The sequence below is a fragment of the Arcobacter peruensis genome, from assembly GCF_003711085.1.
Classification (GTDB): Bacteria; Campylobacterota; Campylobacteria; order Campylobacterales; family Arcobacteraceae; genus Poseidonibacter; species Poseidonibacter parvus.
Genome location: NZ_CP032363.1, coordinates 2,199,353 through 2,224,018 on the forward strand (window position 1 = coordinate 2,199,353; position 24,666 = coordinate 2,224,018).

At 34.3% G+C, this 24,666-nt stretch carries 1 protein-coding gene; it reads left to right on the plus strand.

All coding sequences use genetic code 11. The annotated features are described in order from the left end of the window. The gene (locus D3Z07_RS11035) at window positions 1–24,642 is read left to right on the plus strand and encodes an Ig-like domain-containing protein (protein ID WP_164707225.1); all 24,642 of its coding nucleotides are present in this window, start codon (window positions 1–3) and stop codon (window positions 24,640–24,642) included. The last annotated feature ends 24 nt before the right edge of the window (window positions 24,643–24,666 follow it).

Sequence of the window (24,666 nt, forward strand, 5' to 3'; positions counted from 1 at the left end):
ATGAAATTAACAATTAAAAATGGATTTGGTTCAAATAAAGTTATAGATTTAAATAAAGATTTAGAGTTCAATGTTGTAAAGGGTGAACAATATATTTTTTCAAATGGATTTTCAAATTATATATTAAATTTTAAAGATAATCAAGAATCAATTTCTTTAGTATTTAATGTTGATGGGAAAACAATCACAGTTGAATTAAATGGAATTGTTCCTTTTTTACAAGCAAATAATGACAACACTAAAAATCCTACAGCTGTAATTATTAACAAGAATGTAGAAAATGAAGATATCGATCCAATTTTAGATAACAGTGCATTTAATGGAAGTGAAATCTTAGATAGATTAGAAGCTTTAGCTAGTAACCCTGTTGATACAGGAGGAACTTCTGGAGATAATCTTGCTTTGATATCAGATTTTCAAACATTACTTGATTCTTTAGGAGCAGCAGCAGCAGGTCCTGGAGGTGATGGAAATGCAACTGGTGATGGTTCTACTTTTAGTGCTAACTTTGCTAATACTTCTGATCCTTTAAATGGAATTGCAGATAGTGATAGATGGGTTAATCTTTCAGAATCAATTACTTCTGTTCCTGTAGATACTACTGATGATATTGGTATTGGTGATGTTACACCTCCTACTCTTTCTATATCTAATCAAACAGTGAGTGAAGGTGATTATGCTGTAGTTACAATTAGTTTAAGCGAAGCTAGTACAGTAGATACAACTTTTGATTTAGTGCTAAAAGAGGGAACAGCTTCATCAGCTGATTATGAAGAATTAGAAGTACTAGTAAATGGAGAATGGGTAGCAGCAGATTCAGCAACAATACCAGCTGGAGATATAGAAATACAAGTAAGAGTAAAAACAATTGATGATTTAGAACATGAACCATCTGAAACATTTACTATTGAAGCTACATTAACAGATGGTATAGTTACTAATCCTACTGAAGAAACTGAAATTACAATCACAGATGATGGAGATATTCCAACAATTGTAGTTAGTGATTCTACTATTAATGAAGAAGATGGATTATTAACATTTGTAGTAAGCTTATCAAACCCAAGTTCATCAGAAGTAACAGTAGATTATAAAACAGTAGATGGGACAGCAATAGCAGGTTCAGATTATGAATCAGTGTTAAGTGAAACAATTACATTTGCACCAGGTGAGACTTCAAAGACTATTTCAATTGCAGTAATAGATGATGCAATATTTGAAGATTCAGAAAGTATGACAATAGAATTATCAAACCCAATAAACTCTGAAATAGCAGATGAAGAGGGTGAAGGACGAATTCTTGATGATGGAGATATTCCAACATTTACAATTTCAGACTCTGAAGCAGTTGAAGGTGATTACGCAGTATTCAATGTACAATTAAGTAACCCAAGTACAGAAGATATAACAATAGATTTAGCACCAAAAGCAGGAACAGCAGAAGATAGTGACTTTGAACCAGAAGTAGAAGTATTTGATGGAACAAACTGGGTACTAGCAACAAGTGTAACAATTCCAGCAGGTGAAACTGAAGTACCAGTAAGAGTAAAAACAACTCAAGATGATATTGATGAGCCAGTAGAAGAGTTTACATTAGAAGGTGAAGTAGTAGATGGAACAACTGCAAACCCAACAGATAGTGGAACAGCATCAATTTTAGATAATGATGGAACTCCTCAAATTACAATTTCAGATGCAGTAGTACAAGAAGAAGATGGATTATTAACATTTGTAGTAAGCTTATCAAACCCAAGTTCATCAGAAGTAACAGTAGATTATAAAACAGTAGATGGGACAGCAATAGCAGGTTCAGATTATGAATCAGTGTTAAGTGAAACAATTACATTTGCACCAGGTGAGACTTCAAAGACTATTTCAATTGCAGTAATAGATGATGCAATATTTGAAGATTCAGAAAGTATGACAATAGAATTATCAAACCCAATAAACTCTGAAATAGCAGATGAAGAGGGTGAAGGACGAATTCTTGATGATGGAGATATTCCAACATTTACAATTTCAGACTCAGAAGCAGTTGAAGGTGATTACGCAGTATTCAATGTACAATTAAGTAACCCAAGTACAGAAGATATAACAATAGATTTAGCACCAAAAGCAGGAACAGCAGAAGATAGTGACTTTGAACCAGAAGTAGAAGTATTTGATGGAACAAACTGGGTACTAGCAACAAGTGTAACAATTCCAGCAGGTGAAACTGAAGTACCAGTAAGAGTAAAAACAACTCAAGATGATATTGATGAGCCAGTAGAAGAGTTTACATTAGAAGGTGAAGTAGTAGATGGAACAACTGCAAACCCAACAGATAGTGGAACAGCATCAATTTTAGATAATGATGGAACTCCTCAAATTACAATTTCAGATGCAGTAGTACAAGAAGAAGATGGATTATTAACATTTGTAGTAAGCTTATCAAACCCAAGTTCATCAGAAGTAACAGTAGATTATAAAACAGTAGATGGGACAGCAATAGCAGGTTCAGATTATGAATCAGTGTTAAGTGAAACAATTACATTTGCACCAGGTGAGACTTCAAAGACTATTTCAATTGCAGTAATAGATGATGCAATATTTGAAGATTCAGAAAGTATGACAATAGAATTATCAAACCCAATAAACTCTGAAATAGCAGATGAAGAGGGTGAAGGACGAATTCTTGATGATGGAGATATTCCAACATTTACAATTTCAGACTCAGAAGCAGTTGAAGGTGATTACGCAGTATTCAATGTACAATTAAGTAACCCAAGTACAGAAGATATAACAATAGATTTAGCACCAAAAGCAGGAACAGCAGAAGATAGTGACTTTGAACCAGAAGTAGAAGTATTTGATGGAACAAACTGGGTACTAGCAACAAGTGTAACAATTCCAGCAGGTGAAACTGAAGTACCAGTAAGAGTAAAAACAACTCAAGATGATATTGATGAGCCAGTAGAAGAGTTTACATTAGAAGGTGAAGTAGTAGATGGAACAACTGCAAACCCAACAGATAGTGGAACAGCATCAATTTTAGATAATGATGGAACTCCTCAAATTACAATTTCAGATGCAGTAGTACAAGAAGAAGATGGATTATTAACATTTGTAGTAAGCTTATCAAACCCAAGTTCATCAGAAGTAACAGTAGATTATAAAACAGTAGATGGGACAGCAATAGCAGGTTCAGATTATGAATCAGTGTTAAGTGAAACAATTACATTTGCACCAGGTGAGACTTCAAAGACTATTTCAATTGCAGTAATAGATGATGCAATATTTGAAGATTCAGAAAGTATGACAATAGAATTATCAAACCCAATAAACTCTGAAATAGCAGATGAAGAGGGTGAAGGACGAATTCTTGATGATGGAGATATTCCAACATTTACAATTTCAGACTCAGAAGCAGTTGAAGGTGATTACGCAGTATTCAATGTACAATTAAGTAACCCAAGTACAGAAGATATAACAATAGATTTAGCACCAAAAGCAGGAACAGCAGAAGATAGTGACTTTGAACCAGAAGTAGAAGTATTTGATGGAACAAACTGGGTACTAGCAACAAGTGTAACAATTCCAGCAGGTGAAACTGAAGTACCAGTAAGAGTAAAAACAACTCAAGATGATATTGATGAGCCAGTAGAAGAGTTTACATTAGAAGGTGAAGTAGTAGATGGAACAACTGCAAACCCAACAGATAGTGGAACAGCATCAATTTTAGATAATGATGGAACTCCTCAAATTACAATTTCAGATGCAGTAGTACAAGAAGAAGATGGATTATTAACATTTGTAGTAAGCTTATCAAACCCAAGTTCATCAGAAGTAACAGTAGATTATAAAACAGTAGATGGGACAGCAATAGCAGGTTCAGATTATGAATCAGTGTTAAGTGAAACAATTACATTTGCACCAGGTGAGACTTCAAAGACTATTTCAATTGCAGTAATAGATGATGCAATATTTGAAGATTCAGAAAGTATGACAATAGAATTATCAAACCCAATAAACTCTGAAATAGCAGATGAAGAGGGTGAAGGACGAATTCTTGATGATGGAGATATTCCAACATTTACAATTTCAGACTCAGAAGCAGTTGAAGGTGATTACGCAGTATTCAATGTACAATTAAGTAACCCAAGTACAGAAGATATAACAATAGATTTAGCACCAAAAGCAGGAACAGCAGAAGATAGTGACTTTGAACCAGAAGTAGAAGTATTTGATGGAACAAACTGGGTACTAGCAACAAGTGTAACAATTCCAGCAGGTGAAACTGAAGTACCAGTAAGAGTAAAAACAACTCAAGATGATATTGATGAGCCAGTAGAAGAGTTTACATTAGAAGGTGAAGTAGTAGATGGAACAACTGCAAACCCAACAGATAGTGGAACAGCATCAATTTTAGATAATGATGGAACTCCTCAAATTACAATTTCAGATGCAGTAGTACAAGAAGAAGATGGATTATTAACATTTGTAGTAAGCTTATCAAACCCAAGTTCATCAGAAGTAACAGTAGATTATAAAACAGTAGATGGGACAGCAATAGCAGGTTCAGATTATGTTGCGGATAATGGAACAATTACATTCTTACCAGGTGAGACTTCAAAAACAATCTCAATTGCTGTATTAGATGATACAGTTTATGAAGTTGATGAAAGTATGTATATTGACCTATCAAACCCAGTAAATTCTGAAATAGCAGATAATCAAGGTGAAGGTAGAATAGCCGATAGTGGTAATAATGGAGATATCCCAACATTATCAATTTCAGATTCAATCGTAACTGAAGGTGATTATAATATTTTCACTGTTCAAATATCTAATCCTTCAACAGAAGATATTAAATTTAAATTCTCTACAGAAGATGGTACAGCTAAAAAAGGTACAGATTATGATGCAGATTTAATTGAAGTTTATGAAGTATCAAGTGATAATGGAATTACTTGGACACAAGCTGATGAAGCAACTATAGAAGCTGGAAATACAGCAATTTTAGTAAGAATTCCAACTATTGAAGATGATTTATCAGAAACAAATGAAATATATACTTTAACTGCAGAAGTTATAGAAGGAACAACAACAAATTCTGACTATACTACAGGTTCAAAAGCGAGTGCAACGGGAACAATTATAGATGATGATGTAGCATCAATTATAATAGGAGACGCAGTACTAGATGAAGATGCAGGAGTAATGACATTTAAAGTAAGTCTTACAACTCCAAGTGACTCAGAAATTACTGTTGATTTCGCAACAGTAGATGGAACAGCAATAGCTGGAGAAGATTATGTAACAACAAATGGGACAGTAACTTTCCCAGCAGATACAACAGTACAATATATTACAGTTCCAATTAGTGATGATTTAGTGTTTGAAAATGATGAACAATTCACAGTAGAATTAACAAACCCATCAGATAATGCAGAGATAGGTGTACCAGTAGGAACAGGTGTAATTAAAGATAATGATTTACCAACATTAGAAATAAGTAATGTAGATGTAACAGAGGGTGAACCAGCACAATTTGTAGTAAGTATTACAAACCCAAGTGATGAAGATATTACAGTAAGTTTAACTCCAAAAGAGGGAACAGCAACAGAAGAAGATTACTCACCAGAAGTAGAAGTACTACAAGAAGATGGAACATGGGTACCATCAGATGAAGCGACAATTCCAGCAGGAGAAACTCAAGTAGTAGTAAGAGTAATTACAACAGAAGATGAAATATCAGAAGGTAATGAAGAGTTTACACTAGAAGCAGTAGTAACAGAAGGACAAACAACAAATGGTGTAACAGAAGGTACAGCAACAATTATAGATGATGATGTAGCATCAATTATAATAGGTGACGCAGTACTAGATGAAGATGCAGGAGTAATGACATTTAAAGTAAGTCTTACAACTCCAAGTGACTCAGAAATTACTGTTGATTTCGCAACAGTAGATGGAACAGCAATAGCTGGAGAAGATTATGTAACAACAAATGGGACAGTAACTTTCCCAGCAGATACAACAGTACAATATATTACAGTTCCAATTAGTGATGATTTAGTGTTTGAAAATGATGAACAATTCACAGTAGAATTAACAAACCCATCAGATAATGCAGAGATAGGTGTACCAGTAGGAACAGGTGTAATTAAAGATAATGATTTACCAACATTAGAAATAAGTAATGTAGATGTAACAGAGGGTGAACCAGCACAATTTGTAGTAAGTATTACAAACCCAAGTGATGAAGATATTACAGTAAGTTTAACTCCAAAAGAGGGAACAGCAACAGAAGAAGATTACTCACCAGAAGTAGAAGTACTACAAGAAGATGGAACATGGGTACCAGCAGATGAAGCGACAATTCCAGCAGGAGAAACTCAAGTAGTAGTAAGAGTAGTTACAACAGAAGATGAAATATCAGAAGGTAATGAAGAGTTTACACTAGAAGCAGTAGTAACAGAAGGACAAACAACAAATGGTGTAACAGAAGGTACAGCAACAATTATAGATGATGATGTAGCATCAATTATAATAGGAGACGCAGTACTAGATGAAGATGCAGGAGTAATGACATTTAAAGTAAGTCTTACAACTCCAAGTGACTCAGAAATTACTGTTGATTTCGCAACAGTAGATGGAACAGCAATAGCTGGAGAAGATTATGTAACAACAAATGGGACAGTAACTTTCCCAGCAGATACAACAGTACAATATATTACAGTTCCAATTAGTGATGATTTAGTGTTTGAAAATGATGAACAATTCACAGTAGAATTAACAAACCCATCAGATAATGCAGAGATAGGTGTACCAGTAGGAACAGGTGTAATTAAAGATAATGATTTACCAACATTAGAAATAAGTAATGTAGATGTAACAGAGGGTGAACCAGCACAATTTGTAGTAAGTATTACAAACCCAAGTGATGAAGATATTACAGTAAGTTTAACTCCAAAAGAGGGAACAGCAACAGAAGAAGATTACTCACCAGAAGTAGAAGTACTACAAGAAGATGGAACATGGGTACCATCAGATGAAGCGACAATTCCAGCAGGAGAAACTCAAGTAGTAGTAAGAGTAGTTACAACAGAAGATGAAATATCAGAAGGTAATGAAGAGTTTACACTAGAAGCAGTAGTAACAGAAGGACAAACAACAAATGGTGTAACAGAAGGTACAGCAACAATTATAGATGATGATGTAGCATCAATTATAATAGGTGATGCAGTACTAGATGAAGATGCAGGAGTAATGACATTTAAAGTAAGTCTTACAACTCCAAGTGACTCAGAAATTACTGTTGATTTCGCAACAGTAGATGGAACAGCAATAGCTGGAGAAGATTATGTAACAACAAATGGAACAGTAACTTTCCCGGCAGATACAACAGTACAATATATTACAGTTCCAATTAGTGATGATTTAGTGTTTGAAAATGATGAACAATTCACAGTAGAATTAACAAACCCATCAGATAATGCAGAGATAGGTGTACCAGTAGGAACAGGTGTAATTAAAGATAATGATTTACCAACATTAGAAATAAGTAATGTAGATGTAACAGAGGGTGAACCAGCACAATTTGTAGTAAGTATTACAAACCCAAGTGATGAAGATATTACAGTAAGTTTAACTCCAAAAGAGGGAACAGCAACAGAAGAAGATTACTCACCAGAAGTAGAAGTACTACAAGAAGATGGAACATGGGTACCATCAGATGAAGCGACAATTCCAGCAGGAGAAACTCAAGTAGTAGTAAGAGTAGTTACAACAGAAGATGAAATATCAGAAGGTAATGAAGAGTTTACACTAGAAGCAGTAGTAACAGAAGGACAAACAACAAATGGTGTAACAGAAGGTACAGCAACAATTATAGATGATGATGGGAAACCGTCAATTATTATTGGTGATGCTGTATTAGATGAAGATAAAGGTGTAATGGTATTTACAGTTAGTCTTACTAATCCAAGTAGTGAAGAAATTACTGTTGATTTTGCAACTGAAGATTTAAATGCAATTGCAGGGGAAGATTATACAGCAACAACTGGAACAATCACATTTAGTCCAAATCAAACAACACAAACTATTGAAGTTGAAATTACTGATGACCTTGTATATGAAACTGATGAAAACTTTAATGTATTATTAACAAATCAATCAGCTAATGCTAATATTGGAGTTGATACAGGTTTAGGAACTATTAAAGATAATGATACTGAACCTGTTGTTACTTTAGAAGGTATAACGGATTCTATTAATGAAGGTGAAACTGCTCAATTTGTAGTTAAATTAGATAATCCAGCTTATGAAGATGTTGTGGTTACATTTACAATTGGTGGAGATGTTGATGGTGAAGATTATGTTGAACCAACGACTTATACTGTAACTATTCCTGCAGGTGAAACTGAAGTGCCATTAAATATTGAAACTATTGTAGATGGCATATATGAAGGATCTGAAGATTTAGATATTAAAATAACAGATACAACAGGTGCTAACTCAAGAATAGATGCTTTAAATGATGAAGCATCAACTGAAATTTTAGATTCATTATCTGCACCAAAAGTTTCGATTATCACAGAACAAAGTTCAATTCCAGAAGGAACAACTGCTGAATTTACAGTAAAAATTGATACACCTTCAGATGAAGATGTTGTTGTTACTTTTGCAATAACTGGTGATGTAGATAATGATGATTACACAGAACCTACACTATATACTGTTACAATCCCAGCAGGACAAACTGAAGCACCAATTGATATAGAAACTATTGATGATGCAACATTTGAAGAAGATGAAGATTTAACTGTTTCATTACTAAGTTCAGTTGGAGCCGATTCTACAATTGATGTAGATAATGATGAAGCAAATGTGGTTGTATTAGATAATGATGTTGATGCTATTGATGATATTAGAGAATTAGATGAAGATTCAAGTTTAATTATTGATGTATTAGATAATGATAAAAATCATGATTCAGGTGACTTAAATGTAACTGGAATAACTCAAGGAAGTCATGGTCTAGTTGTAATTAACCCTGATGGAACAATAACATATACACCAGAAGAAAATTATAACGGTCCAGATGAATTTACTTATGACATTATAAATGAAGATGGTTCTACAGATACAGCAGTAGTAAAATTAACAATAGATCCAGTAAATGATGCACCAGTGGCAGTTGATGATACATTCACATTAAATGAAGATATCGCAACACCATTAGATATTCTTGGAAATGATACAGATGTAGATTCTCCATTAGACCCAAGTTCAGTAGTAATTACAAAACAACCAACACATGGAACATTAACAGTTAATCCTGATGGAACAGTAACGTATACACCAGAAGAGAACTATAATGGACCAGATGAGTTTGAATATACAGTTAAAGATGTTGATGGGGATGTTTCAAACCCAGCAGTAGTAAAATTAACAGTAGATCCAGTAAATGATGCACCAGTAGCAGTTGATGATACATTCACATTAAATGAAGATATCGCAACACCATTAAATATTTTAGGAAATGATACAGATGTAGATGGAACAATCGATCCAACAACAGTAGTTATCACAAAACAACCAGAACATGGTGTGTTAGTAGTAGATCCACTAACAGGAGAGGTAACATATACACCAGAAGAGAACTATAATGGACCAGATTCGTTTGAATATACAGTAGAAGATAATGATGGATTAGTATCAGAACCAGCAACTGTAACATTAACTGTTGATCCAACAAATGATGCACCAGTAGTAGCAGAATTAAATACAACAGTAATGGAAAGTGATTTATTAGATGTTCCTTTAGAAGATAGTCATTATAATGGAACGTTAAGTGCGATAGATCCAGATGGTGATGCTATTCAATCATTTAACTATGAGAATAATTTAAAAATTTCTGTAACAAAAACAGATTTAGATGCAAGAAATATCTTTGATGATCCATCTTCAGTTCCTTTAGATGAAGCAAAAGATGTAATACTTGATTTCGTAGAGAATTCATTAATAGGTCAAGTAGTTCAAAATGACCCAGTATATATAGCATTCGTAGCAGCAGTTGAAAATGCAAATGATGCAACAGAATTAAAAGCATTAATCACTAGTTTAGAAACAACTAGAGGATTAGTATTAGGTACAGATACAATTACAATGAGTACTGAGATACCAGATTCTGTAGCAGCAGCATTAGAAGCACAAGGATTATTATCAATAGAAATCACAGGTGATAACTATGATGTAAGAAGTCCATTATTTAATCTTTTAGGGCCAGATGATAGCGCAACAATTTCATTCGATTATTCAGCAACAGATGAGCATGGATTAAAAGGTGAATCAGATACAGTAAACCTTACAATCCTTGGTGTAAATGATGCACCAGTTGCAGTTGATGATACGTTTAATGTAGATGAAGATTTAGCAACACCATTAAATATTTTAGGAAATGATACAGATGTAGATGGAACAATCGATCCAACAACAGTAGTTATCACAAAACAACCAGAACATGGTGTGTTAGTAGTAGATCCACTAACAGGAGAGGTAACATATACACCAGAAGAGAACTATAATGGACCAGATTCGTTTGAATATACAGTAGAAGATAATGATGGATTAGTATCAGAACCAGCAACTGTAACATTAACTGTTGATCCAATACCAGAAGCTCCAGTAGTGGAAATATTAGATGGTGGTGATGAAGTACTAAATACAGAAGAAGTAAACGCAGGTGTAAAAGCAAAAATTACATTACCTGAAGATGCTGAAATTGGAGATACATTAAATGTAGATACAGATGGAGATGGTCAACCAGATTTCACAAAAGTATTAACACCTGAAGATATTACAGCAGGAGAAGTAATTGTAGATGTTCCTGCCGAAGATGTTCCTGAAAATGGTGAAACATTAACAGTTGATGCAGTTATTGTTAATTCAATTGGAAAAGAATCTCCAAAGGCATCAGATACGTCTGTAGTTAATACAACAGAATTAAACGTAACTATTGAAATAGATGATGTAACAGCTGATAATGTAATAAATGTAGCCGAATCACAAACAGATGTACCAGTAACTGGAAAGATTGGTGGAGATGCAAAAGTTGGTGATATAGTAACATTAACAGTAAATGGAAAAGAATTTACAGGTGAAGTTAAAGATGATTTAACATTCTCTATTGATGTTCCAGGAAGTGATTTAGTAGCAGATAAAGAAACAGATGATTCTACAATTGATGCAACAATTACAACAAGTGATGCAGTAGGAAATACAGCTACAGCTGAAGATAGTCAATTATATGGAGTTGATGCAGGTGAAATTGGATCTCCAGGTTTAGAAATTCTTGATGGTGGAGATGGAAAATTAAATGCAGAAGAAATAGCTGCCGGCGTTCAAGCAGAAATTACAATTCCAGAATCAGCAGATATTGGTGATATATTAGAAGTAGATACAGATGGTGATGGAATAGCAGATGTTACAAAAGTATTAGATGCAACTGATGTAGCAACTGGAAAAGTAATAGTAGATATTCCTACAGAAGATATTCCAGAAAATGGAGAATTAAAAGTAGAAGCTATTATTGTAGATCCAGCTGGAAATAAATCTCCAAAAGCAATTGATTCATCATTAGTAGATACAATTTTACCAGAAGCTTCAATTACACTAGATGAGATTACAAGTGATGGAATTATTAACTTTGTTGAATCACAAAAAGATACAATTACAGTATCAGGAACTGTTGGAGATGATGTAAAAATTGGAGATAAAGTAACATTAATAGTTGCAGGAGTTACATATACAGGTTTTGTTAATGCAGGGAATGTATTTGCAATTGAAGTGCAAGTAAGTGACTTATTAGCTGATACTGATGGAATTGTAGATGCCAGTGTAGAAACATTTGATGATGCAGGAAATAAAGCTGTAGCAAATGATGATGAAGATTTCACTGTAGATATAAATGCAACTGAAGCACCAACAGTAGAAATACAAGATGGTGGTGATGAATATTTAAATGGTGAAGAAGTAGATGCTGGAGTAACTGCAATTGTTACATTACCAGATACTGCAGTAGCTGGAGATACATTAGATGTAGATACAGATGGTGATGGAGAGCCAGACTTCACAAAAGTATTAACACCTGAAGATATAACAGCAGGTACTGTAACTGTACCTGTAGACGCAGAAGATATTCCAGAAGAAGGTGTATTAACTGTAGAAGCAACAATTACAGATGAAGCAGGAAATACATCAGAAAAAGGAACAGATACTTCAAATGTTGATACGGTACCACCAGTAGTTACAATTACATTAGATGAAATTACAGTAGATGGAATTATTAACAAAGCAGAATCTGAAGCTCAAGTTGAAATTACAGGTACAGTTACAGGTGACTTTAAAGAGAATGATCCTTTAGTTATCACAATTAATGATGTTGAATACCCGACAACAGTTAATGCAGATGGTACATTTAGTGTTGATGTGCAAGGTAGTGATTTAGTAGATGATGCAGATAAATTAGTTGATGCAGCAATTACAATTGCAGATTTAGCAGGTAATACAGCAAGTGATACAGATGATGAGAATTATGAACTTAATATTAATCCAGTTGATGCGCCTACAGTAGAAATACAAGATGGTGGTGATGGAAAATTAAATGGTGAAGAAGTAGATGCTGGGGTAACAGCAATTGTTACATTACCAAATAATGCAGTAGCTGGTGATATTCTTGATGTAGATACAGATGGTGATGGTCAAGCTGATTTCACAAAAGTATTAACTCCTGAAGATATAACAGCAGGTACTGTAACTGTACCAGTAGACGCAGAAGATGTTCCAGAAGAAGGTGTATTAACTGTAGAAGCAACAATTACAGATACAGCAGGTAACACATCTGCTCCAGGTACAGATACATCATTAGTTGATACTATTGATCCAATACCTACAATTACATTAGATGAAATTACAACAGATGGAATTATTAATAGCGATGAATCACAAGCTCCAGTAGAGATTACAGGAACAGTTGGTGGAGATGCAAAAGTTGGTGATGAAGTTGTTGTAACTGTAAATGGTACAGAGTATACAACTACAGTAGAACCAGGTTTAACATTCAAAGTAGAAGTACCTGGATCAGAATTATTAGCAGATGCAGATAAATTAGTGGAAGCTACAGTAACAACTGAAGATGAAGCGGGAAATAAAGCAAGCGCTAATGATGATGAAGATTTCACTGTAGATACACAAGCAACAGAAGCACCAGTAGTAGAGATACTAGACGGTGGAGATGGATTCTTAAATGAAGAAGAAGTGAATGCAGGAGTTGAAGCAGTAATTACATTGCCACCAGAAGCAGTAGCTGGAGATACATTAGATGTAGATACAGATGGAGATGGAGAGCCAGACTTTACAAAAGAGTTAACACCAGAAGATATAACAAATGGAACAGTAACAGTAACAATTCCAGCAGAAGATATTATTGATGGAGAAACATTAGTAGTAGATGCAACAATTACAGATGAAGCAGGGAATACATCACCAAAAGGAACAGATTCTTCAAATGTGGATACAACACCACCAGAAGCATCAATAACTTTAGATGAAGCAATTACACCTGATGATGTAATAAATGCGAGTGAAGCAAATGAAGATATCGCAATCACTGGTACAGTTGGTGATGATGTAAAACCTGGAGATACAGTAACATTAAGTGTAAATGGAAAAGAGTTTACAGGAACAGTTGAAGATGATTTAACGTTCTCAATAGACGTTCCAGGAGCAGACTTAGTAGCAGATCCAGATAATAAAATAGAAGCATCAGTAACAACAACAGATGAAGCAGGTAACTCAACAACAGTAATGGATGATGAGACTTATAGTGTAGATACAGAAGAAACATCAGCACCAACAGTAGAGATACTAGACGGTGGAGATGGATTCTTAAATGAAGAAGAAGTGAATGCAGGAGTTGAAGCAGTAATTACATTGCCACCAGAAGCAGTAGCTGGAGATACATTAGATGTAGATACAGATGGAGATGGAGAGCCAGACTTTACAAAAGAGTTAACACCAGAAGATATAACAAATGGAACAGTAACAGTAACAATTCCAGCAGAAGATATTATTGATGGAGAAACATTAGTAGTAGATGCAACAATTACAGATGAAGCAGGGAATACATCACCAAAAGGAACAGATTCTTCAAATGTGGATACAACACCACCAGAAGCATCAATAACTTTAGATGAAGCAATTACACCTGATGATGTAATAAATGCGAGTGAAGCAAATGAAGATATCGCAATCACTGGTACAGTTGGTGATGATGTAAAACCTGGAGATACAGTAACATTAAGTGTAAATGGAAAAGAGTTTACAGGAACAGTTGAAGATGATTTAACGTTCTCAATAGACGTTCCAGGAGCAGACTTAGTAGCAGATCCAGATAATAAAATAGAAGCATCAGTAACAACAACAGATGAAGCAGGTAACTCAACAACAGTAATGGATGATGAGACTTATAGTGTAGATACAGAAGAAACATCAGCACCAACAGTAGAGATACTAGACGGTGGAGATGGATTCTTAAATGAAGAAGAAGTGAATGCAGGAGTTGAAGCAGTAATTACATTGCCACCAGAAGCAGTAGCTGGAGATACATTAGATGTAGATACAGATGGAGATGGAGAGCCAGACTTTACAAAAGAGTTAACACCAGAAGATATAACAAATGGAACAGTAACAGTAACAATTCCAGCAGAAGATATTATTGATGGAGAAACATTAGTAGTAGATGCAACAATTACAGATGAAGCAGGGAATACATCACCAAAAGGAACAGATTCTTCAAATGTGGATACAACACCACCAGAAGCATCAATAACTTTAGATGAAGCAATTACACCTGATGATGTAATAAATGCGAGTGAAGCAAATGAAGATATCGCAATCACTGGTACAGTTGGTGATGATGTAAAACCTGGAGATACAGTAACATTAAGTGTAAATGGAAAAGAGTTTACAGGAACAGTTGAAGATGATTTAACGTTCTCAATAGACGTTCCAGGAGCAGACTTAGTAGCAGATCCAGATAATAAAATAGAAGCATCAGTAACAACAACAGATGAAGCAGGTAACTCAACAACAGTAATGGATGATGAGACTTATAGTGTAGATACAGAAGAAACATCAGCACCAACAGTAGAGATACTAGACGGTGGAGATGGATTCTTAAATGAAGAAGAAGTGAATGCAGGAGTTGAAGCAGTAATTACATTGCCACCAGAAGCAGTAGCTGGAGATACATTAGATGTAGATACAGATGGAGATGGAGAGCCAGACTTTACAAAAGAGTTAACACCAGAAGATATAACAAATGGAACAGTAACAGTAACAATTCCAGCAGAAGATATTATTGATGGAGAAACATTAGTAGTAGATGCAACAATTACAGATGAAGCAGGGAATACATCACCAAAAGGAACAGATTCTTCAAATGTGGATACAACACCACCAGAAGCATCAATAACTTTAGATGAAGCAATTACACCTGATGATGTAATAAATGCGAGTGAAGCAAATGAAGATATCGCAATCACTGGTACAGTTGGTGATGATGTAAAACCTGGAGATACAGTAACATTAAGTGTAAATGGAAAAGAGTTTACAGGAACAGTTGAAGATGATTTAACGTTCTCAATAGACGTTCCAGGAGCAGACTTAGTAGCAGATCCAGATAATAAAATAGAAGCATCAGTAACAACAACAGATGAAGCAGGTAACTCAACAACAGTAATGGATGATGAGACTTATAGTGTAGATACAGAAGAAACATCAGCACCAACAGTAGAGATACTAGACGGTGGAGATGGATTCTTAAATGAAGAAGAAGTGAATGCAGGAGTTGAAGCAGTAATTACATTGCCACCAGAAGCAGTAGCTGGAGATACATTAGATGTAGATACAGATGGAGATGGAGAGCCAGACTTTACAAAAGAGTTAACACCAGAAGATATAACAAATGGAACAGTAACAGTAACAATTCCAGCAGAAGATATTATTGATGGAGAAACATTAGTAGTAGATGCAACAATTACAGATGAAGCAGGGAATACATCACCAAAAGGAACAGATTCTTCAAATGTGGATACAACACCACCAGAAGCATCAATAACTTTAGATGAAGCAATTACACCTGATGATGTAATAAATGCGAGTGAAGCAAATGAAGATATCGCAATCACTGGTACAGTTGGTGATGATGTAAAACCTGGAGATACAGTAACATTAAGTGTAAATGGAAAAGAGTTTACAGGAACAGTTGAAGATGATTTAACGTTCTCAATAGACGTTCCAGGAGCAGACTTAGTAGCAGATCCAGATAATAAAATAGAAGCATCAGTAACAACAACAGATGAAGCAGGTAACTCAACAACAGTAATGGATGATGAGACTTATAGTGTAGATACAGAAGAAACATCAGCACCAACAGTAGAGATACTAGACGGTGGAGATGGATTCTTAAATGAAGAAGAAGTGAATGCAGGAGTTGAAGCAGTAATTACATTGCCACCAGAAGCAGTAGCTGGAGATACATTAGATGTAGATACAGATGGAGATGGAGAGCCAGACTTTACAAAAGAGTTAACACCAGAAGATATAACAAATGGAACAGTAACAGTAACAATTCCAGCAGAAGATATTATTGATGGAGAAACATTAGTAGTAGATGCAACAATTACAGATGAAGCAGGGAATACATCACCAAAAGGAACAGATTCTTCAAATGTGGATACAACACCACCAGAAGCATCAATAACTTTAGATGAAGCAATTACACCTGATGATGTAATAAATGCGAGTGAAGCAAATGAAGATATCGCAATCACTGGTACAGTTGGTGATGATGTAAAACCTGGAGATACAGTAACATTAAGTGTAAATGGAAAAGAGTTTACAGGAACAGTTGAAGATGATTTAACGTTCTCAATAGACGTTCCAGGAGCAGACTTAGTAGCAGATCCAGATAATAAAATAGAAGCATCAGTAACAACAACAGATGAAGCAGGTAACTCAACAACAGTAATGGATGATGAGACTTATAGTGTAGATACAGAAGAAACATCAGCACCAACAGTAGAGATACTAGACGGTGGAGATGGATTCTTAAATGAAGAAGAAGTGAATGCAGGAGTTGAAGCAGTAATTACATTGCCACCAGAAGCAGTAGCTGGAGATACATTAGATGTAGATACAGATGGAGATGGAGAGCCAGACTTTACAAAAGAGTTAACACCAGAAGATATAACAAATGGAACAGTAACAGTAACAATTCCAGCAGAAGATATTATTGATGGAGAAACATTAGTAGTAGATGCAACAATTACAGATGAAGCAGGGAATACATCACCAAAAGGAACAGATTCTTCAAATGTGGATACAACACCACCAGAAGCATCAATAACTTTAGATGAAGCAATTACACCTGATGATGTAATAAATGCGAGTGAAGCAAATGAAGATATCGCAATCACTGGTACAGTTGGTGATGATGTAAAACCTGGAGATACAGTAACATTAAGTGTAAATGGAAAAGAGTTTACAGGAACAGTTGAAGATGATTTAACGTTCTCAATAGACGTTCCAGGAGCAGACTTAGTAGCAGATCCAGATAATAAAATAGAAGCATCAGTAACAACAACAGATGAAGCAGGTAACTCAACAACAGTAATGGATGATGAGACTTATAGTGTAGATACAGAAGAAACATCAGCACCAACAGTAGAGATACTAGACGGTGGAGATGGATTCTTAAATGAAGAAGAAGTGAATGCAGGAGTTGAAGCAGTAATTACATTGCCACCAGAAGCAGTAGCTGGAGATACATTAGATGTAGATACAGATGGAGATGGAGAGCCAGACTTTACAAAAGAGTTAACACCAGAAGATATAACAAATGGAACAGTAACAGTAACAATTCCAGCAGAAGATATTATTGATGGAGAAACATTAGTAGTAGATGCAACAATTACAGATGAAGCAGGGAATACATCACCAAAAGGAACAGATTCTTCAAATGTGGATACAACACCACCAGAAGCATCAATAACTTTAGATGAAGCAATTACACCTGATGATGTAATAAATGCGAGTGAAGCAAATGAAGATATCGCAATCACTGGTACAGTTGGTGATGATGTAAAACCTGGAGATACAGTAACATTAAGTGTAAATGGAAAAGAGTTTACAGGAACAGTTGAAGATGATTTAACGTTCTCAATAGACGTTCCAGGAGCAGACTTAGTAGCAGATCCAGATAATAAAATAGAAGCATCAGTAACAACAACAGATGAAGCAGGTAACTCAACAACAGTAATGGATGATGAGACTTATAGTGTAGATACAGATATTGAAGCAACAATTACATTAGATGAAGCAATTACTTCTGATGATATTATTAACTTAAGTGAATCAGGTGAAGACATTACTATCACTGGTACAGTTGGTGGAGATGTTAAGGATGGTGATACAGTAACATTAACAATTAATGGTACTGAATACACTGGAACAGTTTCAAATAATAGCTTTGCAATTATTGTTGCTGGTTCTGATTTAGCTGCAGATAATGATAGTTTAATTGATGCGAGTGTAACAACAACAGATGATGCTGGAAATACAGTAACAGCAACGGATACGGAAGGTTATACAGTTGATACTGAAATTGAAGCAACAATTACATTAGATGAAAATATTACTGCTGATGATATTATTAAATCATCAGAAGCTAATCAAGACATAACTATCACAGGTACAGTTGGTGGAGATGTTAAAGATGGTGATACAGTAACGTTAACAATTAACGGTACTGAATATACTGGAACAGTTTCAAATAATAGCTTCGCAATTATTGTTGCTGGTTCTGATTTAGTAGCAGATAGTGATAGTATAATTGATGCAAGTGTAACAACAACAGATGATGCTGGAAATACGGCAACAGCAACAGATACAGAAGGTTATACAGTTGATCTTAACGATGCACCAGTAATTCAAACAGGAACAGCAATTGTTTCTGAAGAAGGATTAGAAAATGGAATCAAAGATGATAACGGAACTCCTAATGATACGACTGATGAGGCAAGTGTTTCAGGATCAATTGTAATAACAGATGCTGATAATGATGACTTAACAGTAACTTTAGTTGCACCAACAGAAGTATTAACATCAAATGGTGAAACAATCGTTTGGAGTGGAAGTGATACTAATGAGTTAATTGGTAAAGTTGGAACTGAAGAAATAATAAAAGTAACTATTAATGATAATGGTGAATACACAGTTGACTTATTAGGTCCAGTAGATCACCCAGATACAACAACAGAAGATGTAATTTCTTTAGATATTGGTGTAAAAGCTAATGATGGTACTGAAACAACAACAGGTTCATTTATCGTAAAAATTGAAGATGATATGCCAACTAGTTGTGAAATTACTAGAGAAATTAATATTGAAAAAGATGTAGTAGTTGTAAGTAACTTAAGTGCAGGATTTAAAGATTCAGTGTTTGTAGGTGGAACTAATCAAGTTACAGAAACAAATACAGATTCAGACGCATTAATCGACACTATTGAATGGGGAACAAGTGCAGTTACTGGACATGGTCAATCAGGATATAACTTAATTGACAATACAGATTTTACAACAACAAGTGGTGCTGAAATTGATACAAATGGGATATTTGAATTAGCACAATTTACTCATCAAAACTGGACAGTTTACCAAGGTACATCAGTATTAGATAAAACAACAATTACTATGAGTATGGATGTTCTTGTAAATGGCGAAGCTGTATCAGTAGATTTTGATGTTCTTTTAGACCATACAGAAACAACAAATACAAATAATGAGATTGAATCAAGAGATATAATTACCTTACCAACTCAAGATGTAATAATTGATGTAAATGGGCAAGATTATACATTTACAGTAGAAGGTTTCCAAGATGAAAATGGAGATTACGTAAAAACAATTTATACAAATGAAGCAGAAGATAATACATTTGGAATATTTGCAAGTATTAAACCTACAGGAGAATTACCAGAAGTAAGTGGTAATGTTTGTAATGATGCAGGTGCAGATGGACTAGATAAAATTATTTGGGGAGATTTAGATAATCCTTACGGAACAATGACTGTTGATGAGAATGGTGCATATACATTTGTAGTAAACGAAGATACGAGAGATAATCTTGAAGCAGGTGAGAGTATAAGTCAAGAATTTACTTACACAGTTATAGATAATGATGGTGATCAATCTACTAATACTGTTACTATTAATATTAATGGAACTGAAGTACCTAATCTTGCACCAGTTGCAGATGATAAACATATTGAATTAGATTGTAATACTGATGATTTAAGTGCTGGATTAAGATCTGAGTACTATGGAGTTAATACTCAAATTGACAGCTTATCTCAGTTTAAAGATATTGTCGCTGATAATAATCCAGATGCAACATTTATTGCTACAAATATTAATTATGGAGATGGTTTAGAATATACAGATGTAAGTACTGGAGATAGTTTACAAAAGTTCTTAGGTGATGATGCAGCTTCATTAAGTAATGATCCAGGTGATACTACTGATGGTGGTGTTTATATGTTTGGAAAAGTTTATCTTGAAGCTGGTACATATAACTTTAAAGTTTATGGTGATGATGGTTATGACATTATTATTGATGGAGATAGTGTTGCAGCAATTGATTATAACCAACCTCCAACATTAACTGTTCATAATGAATTTACTATTACTGAAAGTGGATATCATGATATTCAAATGTTCTGGTGGGATCAAGAAGAAAGACATGTATTCCAAGCAGAGATTTCAGCTGATGGTGGAAATACTTATACAGCACTTGATTCAAGTATGTTATTCACATTAGAAGATGGTGGAAGTACAACAAATGCAGTTGAATTTACATTAGAAGACTTTGTATCAGATGTAGAAGATGATGCAAATTCAACGATTGTTAAAATTAGAATAGAGTCTTTACCAGAAGATGGAGTATTAACAGTAGATGGAAATGAAGTTAAAATTGGTGATGTTTATGATGAGACAGCTCAAATTAAATATACTCCAAATGAAGTAACTGAAGATACATTATATGGAACAACTTCTGATACTGGAACTATTGCTGAATGGGGAACTGTTAATGCAAGTGGCGAATTAGTTACTGATGATGGAATGGCAACAATTACAGCATTTGCAGGTGACCAAGAAATTGGTTTTGCAAGTGAAAACAGTAACTATTCACATGATGGTTTAGGTATTGGAGTTGATAGTACTTTAGGTGATGATGATCAAATTGATAAAACAAATGATGAAAGAGTTGTTATTAACTTCGCTTCAACTGTAGCTAGTGCAGAGTTTGGGTTAGCTTCATTAGGTGATCATTTTAAATCTTCTACTTATGATGCGAAAGCACAATGGGTAGCTAAAGATGAAAATGGAAATATTGTTGATTCAGGATTTGTACAACAAAGTACAGATGACAATAATCCTTATACTAATACATTTAATGTAGATGGGCCATTTAATTCAATTGAATTCTATACAACATCTGATGCTGATAATTCTAACTTCAGTATTCAATATATGAATGTTGATTATAAAGTTGATGATTCATTTGATTACGTTGCAATTGATTCAGATGGAAAAGAGTCTGATATAGCAACTGTAACATTTGATATTGATACTACTGGTTGTGTTATAAATAATACAGCACCAGTAGCAGTTGATGATTGTGACTTAGGATTAAGTGTTCAAGGTGACTTTGTAGTTGCAGATGAAATTTGTTCTAATGACTCATTAATAGGAGAACCAGATATTACATATTTAACAGATGGTGGATATGTTGTAACATGGACAGGTATTGATTCAGATGAAACTGGAATCTTCTCTCAAAGATATGATTCTGATGGAGATAAAGTTGGTGAAGTTATTCAAGTAAATACATTTGAAGATAATGATCAGCATACATCTCATGTAACAGCATTAGCAAATGGAAGTTATTTAGTAACATGGACTGCAAATGAGTTAATGCTTGAGCAAGGACTTGATGTAAATGATGGTGGAAGTGAATATATTCAAGGTCAAATCTTTGATGTAAATAACAATCCAGTTTGTGATGAATTTACAGTAGCACGTGCTGAGTATGATCCAATTGTTGGATTACCAGATGGTGGATTTATTGTAACTTGGTCTGCAGATGCAAGACATGATAATACAGCATTTAATGATACAAACCCAATTCAAAGTGATGTACATGATGGAGATGGTTATGGTATCTTTGGACAAAGATATGATGCAAATGGAAATGAAGTTGGTGAAGCATTCCAAGTAAATACATTTACTACTGGAGATCAAATTGATTCAGATATTACTTTAGATGCTGATGGTGATGTTATTGTAACTTGGCAGTCTGAAAATCAAGATGGTGATGATTATGGAGTTTATGTACAAAAATTCGCATTAACTACTGATGGTGTAGAAATGGTTGGAAGTGAAACAAGAGTTAATTCAACAACTTCTGGATCACAATCTGATCCTGAAATCACTGCTTTAACAAATGGAACAACAGTTGTTACTTGGGAACAAGGAAGTGATGTTTATGCACAAATTTTAGATGAAAATGCATGCCCAATTGACAGCAGCGATATTAAGGTAACTACTGATAATAGTACAGATGGTATTAATCCAGTAATTTCTCCTTTAGGAACAGGATTTATCATTGTTTGGCAAAGTGCTGAGAAAGATATTCATGCTAAAACTTATGATGAAAATGGAAATGAATTATCAACATCAGTAGTTACGAATGAATGTGATGCAGAAACTCAACCAGTTGTTACAACTTTAGTTGACGGAACATATGTAATTGCATGGGAAGTTGATAATGGAGTAGTTGCTCATAGATATAATGCAGATGGAAGTGATTATGTTCAAAATAGTATGGATATGACTGAAGATACATCTTTAGTAATTGATATTGATACACTATTAGCAAATGATTACGACGCAGAAGATGGTTCTGTAACATTTAATGATATTGCTTCTTCTACTAATGGAACAGCTGTATTAATTAACAATGGAACACAAATCTTATTTACACCAGATGCAGATTATGTTGGTGATGCAGGATTCACATACAATGTAATTGATTCTGAAGGTTTAGTATCTAATGATGCAAAAGTTTGTTTAAATGTTAAAGAAGCAGGTGAACCTACAGTATTTGTTGGAACATTATGTAATGCAGATATTGTAGGAACTGATGTGACTGTAACTGAAGGTGAAGAATTAGTATTTGCTGTAAAAGCAAGTGGAATTGAAGCTGGAAATACAGTTACTTTAGCTGTTGCTAATGTAACTACAAGTTCAACTGATTATTCAGAATTTAAATATAGTACAGATTCAGGATCAACATGGACAACAGTACCAGCTAATGGAATGATTACAATTACTGATTCTATGATTAATGAAGGAACTTCATTATCTACAATCTTAGTAAAAACAACATCTGTTAATGATACAGAGTTAGAAGATACTGAATCATTTGAATTAACTGCAACATTAGGATCAGGTGAAATAGGAACAGGTACAGGAATTATTTTAGATAATGATTCTGATACTGCAGAAATTGTAATTATAAACAACGAAACAATTTTTGAAGATGACTTTGAAGATTGTAACTTAAATGGATGGTCTTGGAATAAAGTTTCTGGTTGTGATGATGCTTGTGATGTTAGAGCAATTGTAGATACTAATCATGATGGATATAACGAATTATTAATCAGAGATTATGATACAGCAAGAGGATTTGTTGGACAAACAATAAGTGGAAGCTTAGCTTTAACTACTTATGCAATATCAGTTGATGTTAATACTAAGCCAAATGGATCAGATACTAACAATGATGCAGTAGGTATCGTGTTTGGATATGAAGATGATAATAACTACTATAGAGTAACTTGGAATGATTTAGATAGCAATTACTCAAGCAGTGATAGTTACAGAGACTTCTCAATCATTAAAGTAGAGAATGGAACTGAAACTACACTAGAAACAGAAAATCAGCTAGAAGTTTATAACACTTATGGAAGTGAGTTTAACTTAAAAGTTGAAGTAGATGAGGATGGTATTAAAGCTTATATTGATGGTGATTTAATTATTACTGCTGAAAATGAGCAACCAGCTATGAATACATTTGGATTATGGACTGATGATAATGATTCAGGTGTTTCTTATGACAATGTAAAAGCTGAAACATCAAGTGAAATTACAATTGAAGAATCAAATGATTTAAGTCTTGAAGATATTATTGCTAATGCAAATGTAAGCGCAAATGCAGATGTGATTGATTTAGAAAATAACGAGATTACTAATCTTGATATTGATATGAGTGATGTACTTGATTTAGTAGATGAAGATAAACAACTAATTATTAAAGGCGACAATGAAGATAAAGTTGATTTAGATTCAACTGAATGGAATAATTCAGGAACTGAAGATGTTGAAGGTGTAAGTTATAATGTTTACACAGGAACAGGTGCAAATTCTACAGTTAAAATATTAATTGAAGATGAGATTGACACTAATATCTAATTACTAATATAGATAATTAATAAA